The sequence below is a fragment of the Streptomyces sp. NPDC002838 genome (assembly GCF_040295365.1).
Classification (GTDB): Bacteria; Actinomycetota; Actinomycetes; order Streptomycetales; family Streptomycetaceae; genus Streptomyces.
In genome coordinates this window covers 1-6,063 of the sequence record NZ_JBEOVF010000122.1, presented here as the reverse complement: position 1 = coordinate 6,063, position 6,063 = coordinate 1, and the positions used below count along the sequence as shown (strand labels likewise).

Below are 6,063 nucleotides of genomic sequence, written 5' to 3'. Positions count from 1 at the left end.
GAGGCCCTGTTCGTATGCGCCCAGCGTCCCGCGACCACCCGATCGGGACTCCCGTTCGACGCGCATCCCTCAAGATCGAAAAGACAACAGCTTCTGAGGCGACCGTTCGGTATCCCGGGTGCGCGATCCGAGCCGGATCAGGCGGCGCGGCCGGCCTTGAGTGCGGCTGCGGTGTCGACGATATGGCGAGCCCGGTGACGGGCCGCCTGCAAGCCCCCTCACCAGGCGGGCCATCGCTGGCCATGTGGCCAGGTGCCATGGGCAGGCCGCCGACATACCGCCCGCCTGGCGCCGTGCTAAGGATCGCGGACGGCTGACAGCAGCCGCGAGTCGCAGTGGGCGGCCTGGTGCCTTAGCCGGGCGGGCGTGAGGCGGGGGCGTCACCCGCTTCTACGGCGTCACCTTCCCAATCTTGACAGTGCCCTTACCCACGAAGGTCCCTCGGTCGTTGAGCAAGTGCACCTCGCCGACGAGCGCGCGGCCCTCCGGTGCCGCGGCCGCGGCCGTGACGTGTGCGGACACGGCTGCCGAGGCGCCCGTGCCGAGCCGCACCGGCCCCGCATCGTCCGGGGTGAGCGAGCCAAGGGCGGTGGAGAAGAACACGTCGCGGTAGTCGTAGGCGGTGGAGCCGGACGGGACGTCGAAGCCCAGCACCTCGATCGTGTAGGTGCCGGCGGCCGGACGGGGCACGGAGACCGACTCCTCGGCGTCGCTGTCCGCGTCCATGGCGACGAGGTCGCCGTCGGCGTCGTACACCATCAGATCCAGGTCGGTGGCCTTGTCCGAAGGGTTGCCGATGGCGACATCCAGTGACGTGGTGCCCTCGGGCACCTCGACCGTGGTGGTCTGTGTGTCGCCGGTGGCGATGGTGGGACGTGTGGTCCGCGACGAGCCGAGTGGGCCGCCCTTGACGGTGCCGTTCACCGGCGCGTACTCGTTTTCGGCCGTCCAGGAGACGGCGGCCGGTGTGCCCGCCTTGGCCTCCGGTACGGTCGCGGGCTCCGGGGCGAAGGAAGTGCGGTACACGGTGACGTCCAGGTCGTACGGATTGTCGAGCAGCTTCGAGGCGTAGGACGACTGGACCACTATCTCCCACACACCGGCCTGCGGGTCCGGGTACGCGGCCACATCGGGCGTGGCGGGGTCGTCGTCCTTGACCGGCAGACCGTATGGCTGGATCGCGCTCGCCACCGTCCGGCTACCGTCCTTCACGCCGCCGAGCCTGACCTCCAGGCTGTTGGCGCCTTCGGGAACGGTCACGAAGTAGGTGTTCGCGCTGTTGCGCTGCACCGATCCCGAGGCGGAGTAGGTGTACTCGGCCGGCGTGGAGACCACCGCGGTCGTCAGAACCTGCTCGTCGACGCCCACTGTCGTCGGGTCATCGATCTCCAGGCAGGCGCTCTTGATGCCCTCGGACGCCGGCGCGGCCTGGACCTTCACGGTCACAGGACGGTTCAGCGGCAGTGCCACCGTCTGCGAGCCGAGGAGAGAGAAGGTGCGGGACTTGTTGTTCTTCAGCCGCAGCGTGTGCGGGACCGGGCCGTCGGGGCCGGAGGTACGCGTCAGGGTGACCTCGTACGTCTTCTTCTGACCGGCCTCAAGACCGCCCTCGCGGTCGTAGATCCCGGTACCGAAGCCGGGCGTCTTCAGTGCCTGGTCGAGCGCAGTGTCGACCGGGGCCTTCACGGTGTACTCGTGTGCGTTCGCTCCCTCCTGGATCTCCTTCCAGGCAGCCTGGACGTCGATCAGGCCCGCGCCCTCCTCGTACGCCTGAAGTCCCTTGACGTGGCGGGCGGTGGAGGTGAGCGCTGTGCGCAGTTTCACAGGGGTGAGGTCGACGCCCTGCTGCTTGGCAGCGGACAGCAGCAACGCGCTCGCGCCCGCCGTCTGCGGGGACGCCATCGACGTGCCCTGGTACATGGTGTAGCCAGCAGGCAGGTTCCAGCCCGTGTACTGCTCGAAGAGCTGGGCGCCGGGCATCCAGGACGGGCTGGAGGAGACCGCCGAGCCGGGCGCTATCAGGGTCGGTGCGAACCCGCCGTCCTCGCGGGGGCCGCGGGCGGAGAAGGTGAACAGGCCAAACTCCTTCTCCACTTCGGAACCATAGTTGGCGGCCCAGGTCTCCTTGGAGACGCCGGCGCCGACCGATATCACCTTGTCGGCCAGGCCCGGGTCATCGATCGTGTTGGCGCCGGGGCCGGAGTTGCCGGCGGCGATCACGAGTTGGACGCCGTAAGTGTCGATGAGGCGCGTGTACAGCTCGGCGCGTGCGTTGTTGCCATCGTTGAGCGCGGGCAGGCCGCCGATGGACATGTTGACGATGTCGACGCCGCGGTTGACGACCAGGTCGATCATGCCCTCGGCCAGTGCGACGTTGGTGCAGCCGGCCCCGAAGATGCAGGCGCGGGAGGACACGATCTTCGCCCCCGGCGCGGCGCCGTTCATTTTGCCGCCGAACAGGCCGTTGGCCGCGGCGATACCGGCGACGTGGGTGCCGTGATATTTGTTGACGACGCCGATGTTGACGAAGTCGGACTTCTTGCCGACCCAGTCGCCGCCGAGCGGGTCCATGGGTACGTCCTTGCGGACCTCCACGACGAACGGCTGCCGCTCGGCGATGTCGGTCTCGGGGTCGTCGGTGCCGAACCAGCCGACCTGATGAGTGTCCTTGTACGGCTTCATCGGCTCGTCGTCGGTGAAGTCGTGGTCGTTGTTCAGGTCGACGGTGACCGTGCCGGCCGCCGGGTCGTACAGCACGCCCCAGCTGTCCGTGGTGTCACCGTCGCGGTTCGCGTCGCCGTCGGTCAGGCCGTCCTCGACCTTGCCGCCCTTGGTGACGGACTCACGGAAGACGTTGACGCGGTACGAGCCCGAAGGGGCCTTCCAGCTCTGGCCGCCGTAGGTGAAGGCCGGCCCGGACACGTCGGTCGTCATCGCGCGCCAGGTGCCGTCGCCGTCGACGATCGGGTCGGTGGCCGTCACCCAGTCGACGATCTTCCGCTCGCCGGTGGTGGTCTTCTGCAGCGCCGGGCTCGCGAGGTCCACTCCGGTGTCGAGGACACCGATGGTGACACCGCGGCCGTCCGCCTTCGGGTGTTTCTTCACGAAGTCGACGGCGCCCGTCTCGAAGGACGGGTTGTACGGGTTCTCGGCCGGGGTGTCCTTGCCGGGCCCGGGATAGGTGTCCGAAGTCGCTTTCACGGCAGCGCCATTACCCCTGTGGGCAGCAGGCAACGGATCTTCCAGCTGTATCTCGTCGCGCAGGTCGATGCCGTGCACCGAGGACAGCTTGACAGCGGCGGCGACGGCCGCGTCCGCCCTGCCGGTCGGTACGGTGGCCCTGACGTAGCCGAGCTTGTCGTAAGTGCGGCCGACGGAGCCGCCCTTGACCGCGTCCAGTTCCTCGGCGACCTGCTCGGTCTTCCCCGGAGCGGTGGCGATCATCATCGTGACGTTTTTCTCGCCGGTGGCCTCCGCCTCGGCCAGCAGCTCAGCGTCCGCCGAACCGAGCTTGGCATGCGCAAACTTGGGGATCTCGGCAGAGGACTGGCCCTCGGCAGTGAAAGCCAGGGGAATCAGCCCGGTCGTGGTGAGTACGGCCGCCAGTCCGGCGGCCACGGCTATGCGGGTCAAGCGTCTCGCACCCGGTATCGGGCAGATGTGGGGGGTGGTGGGGGGCATGCGATTCCTTTCCCTCGGGGCGGTTCGTCTGCCACGGGGTGACGGTGACCGTCAGGGGGGCGGCCGACCGTCGCGGTTCTGTCGCCGTACTCCACCAGGCCGTCCGGCTGTCGTGATCAGACGGCCTGACCAAGGATTTTCGCCACGTCGGTCAACGGGATAGAGGCAAATATCCTCAACTGCGGTCACGCGCCCGTGTCTTGTCTCACGCTTTGGCGCTCCGCCAGCCGACCTGCCCTGGAGCCGTGTTCGAGCGAGAGTCACTGCATTGACCGGACACGCTCGGTGCGGCGTAGGTGACTTCAGCGCCGTGAGTCATCAGGGAGGGATTCGACCAGCGGCAAAGTCCCCACGAATGAATAACCTGTAGACCCTTCAGGTACGTTGGGGAGAGTCACCTGCGCAGCCCAGACCACACCCCCCACCAGTGGAGCCGAAGTGTCCCATCACTTCCCTGCCCAGTCGCCGTGGCGCAGGGCAACGCTGTCAGTGGCGCTCGTCAGTCGCGACGACCTGCCCCGTCCCCCGCTCTCCGAAGTTTCCGTCCACGTGGTCCGAGATCCTCGCGAGATTCACTCGAGCGACGATGTCGTGCTTTTCCACGGAGTCGGAATGGCGCAGGATCTGGCTCGTTTCTCGGCCGAGATGGCGGACGAACTGCCACCCGCCGCGGTGCTGGCACGGCGGCTCGACTGGGACGACGTCTGCCTGGCCTTCGAACACGGTGTCACCAGCTACGTGCTAGACAGACCGCACTCCTGTCGGCTCGACGAGGTACTGATGTGCACCGCCCACCGCTCCGGCATCCTCGCCCCGGAAATCGTCGAAAGGATCAGGATTGAGGCTCGAGCCAAGGGACGATCGACGACAGCGAAACCGGGCAGATCACCATCGGCGTCGGAGGCCATCCCCGGATCGCGTCCGCTGTTGTCCCAGCGAGAGAGCCAGGTCATGGACCTTCTCGCCTCCGGCCTCGAAGTCCGTGATGTCGCCCGGCAGTTGTTCCTGACCGACAAGACGGTCAGGAACTATCTGAGCCGCATCTACAGCAAGATCGGTGTGCGCAACCAGGCCCAGGCGGTTCTGTACTGGCTCGGGCGAGCGGACAGCCCGACGCCCGGCCACCCGACCAGGGCGGGCGAGAGAGTGGACCACTGAAGGTCGGTTGACACATCGGTGTCAAGTCCGCTCCCTGGCGGCCCGCGACACAGTCTCGGCTGGGCGAGTCCGTCAACGGCCAGGAAGCCATGGAGCTGACCCGCGCCCACCGCCCCGACGTCGTCCTCATGGACATCCGCATGCCCGGCACGGACGGGCTGGCAGCCACCGCCGCCGTCTGCGACGATCCCGAGCTCGCCACCACCCGGGTGCTAATCCTCACCATGTTCGAGACGGACGAGTACGTCACCAAGGCCCTGCACCAGGGCGCCAGCGGCTTCCTCGGCAAGTACGTCACCACGGACACGCTGCTCGCTGGCATCCGCACGGTCGCCTCCGGCGAAGCGCTGCTGTCACCCGGAGCCACCCGTGCCCTCATCGCCCGCTTCCTCACCGCACCCGCCCCCGGCGCCCTCCTGGCGCCCCCAGAGCGACTGAACGACCTCACCCCCCGCGAAAGAGAGATCACGGCACTCGCGGCCCGAGGCAAGTCCAACGACGACATCGCCGGGGAACTGGTCCTCAGCGTGCTGACCGTGCGCACCCACATCCAACGCGCGAGGACCAAACTCCCCGCCCGCGACCGCGCCCAACTCGTCGTCATCGCCTACCAGACCGGACTCGTCCGCCCCGAGACCCCCAGGCTGTGAACCCCCGGCCGCGCTGCGGGTGCCCTGCCCCCTCACGACATGCCGGCCAAGAGGCGGTCGGCGGGAACCGTGTACTGAGTGCCGCTTCCTTGGCGGCGGCAAGTCCACTGCCCGGTACCTGACGCAGCGGCACGGCCGACGTCACTTCGTCCCGGGCCAGCTGTGGGTGCGGCTGGAAGGGACCGTAGGGCTTGAGCCGCGCCTCACCGTCCTGGGAGACGATCTCCACGCGGCGGTGTGCCGGCTTGACCACCGGCGTGGGTGTCTTGGGCAGGGTCGCCGGGGTCTCCATACCCGCGTCGGCCGCTTTCATGGTGTCCTGGTGGAAGTCGAATCTCAGGTCCGCGCCGCTGGCCACCGCGTAGTTGACGTTTTGGGTGAAGGTCAGGCCGCTGATGACCAGGTTCTCGTCCGGCGCGTCGGCGGCCTGGGCCGGGGACGAGGAGGACGCGGCCAACAGGGCGCCCGCTCCGGTCAGTACTAGTACTGCAACGGTGCTTGCCGTGACTGGTGGGCAGGTCAGGGGCTGTGTCCGCGTCGTTTGTAGTGGCTGGTGCGGGCCTGGCGTTGTCGC

General features: G+C 68.1%; 3 protein-coding genes and 1 pseudogene. 2 read left to right on the top strand and 2 right to left on the bottom strand.

All coding sequences use genetic code 11. The features are described from left to right. Positions 1-390: 390 nt before the first annotated feature. The gene (locus ABT063_RS51570; RefSeq protein ID WP_351069237.1) at positions 391-3,681 is read right to left on the bottom strand and encodes a S8 family serine peptidase; all 3,291 of its coding nucleotides are present in this window, start codon (positions 3,679-3,681) and stop codon (positions 391-393) included. Between the two features lie 438 nt (positions 3,682-4,119). On the opposite strand from ABT063_RS51570, the gene ABT063_RS51565 reads away from it, so the two are divergent. Both ABT063_RS51565 and ABT063_RS51560 read left to right on the top strand, forming a co-directional pair. Further along, positions 4,120-4,839 carry a helix-turn-helix transcriptional regulator gene (locus tag ABT063_RS51565; RefSeq protein WP_351069236.1) on the top strand — a complete coding sequence of 240 codons (720 nt, stop codon included), beginning with the start codon at positions 4,120-4,122 and terminating at the stop codon, positions 4,837-4,839. 59 nt (positions 4,840-4,898) lie between these two features. Beyond that, positions 4,899-5,489, top strand: a pseudogene (locus ABT063_RS51560) (response regulator); the annotation flags it as partial. Here ABT063_RS51560 and ABT063_RS51555 read toward each other — a convergent pair. Beyond that, the gene (locus ABT063_RS51555) at positions 5,440-5,946 is read right to left on the bottom strand and encodes a hypothetical protein (RefSeq protein ID WP_351069234.1); all 507 of its coding nucleotides are present in this window, start codon (positions 5,944-5,946) and stop codon (positions 5,440-5,442) included. The pseudogene ABT063_RS51560 and the gene ABT063_RS51555 sit on opposite strands and share 50 nt — an antisense overlap. Between the last annotated feature and the right edge of the window lie 117 nt (positions 5,947-6,063).

What these genes read in the sequence shown, in the direction of transcription:
- ABT063_RS51570 (WP_351069237.1), bottom strand. Translation starts at nt 3,681, where the DNA reads ATGCCCCCCACCACCCCCCACATCTGCCCGATACCGGGTGCGAGACGC.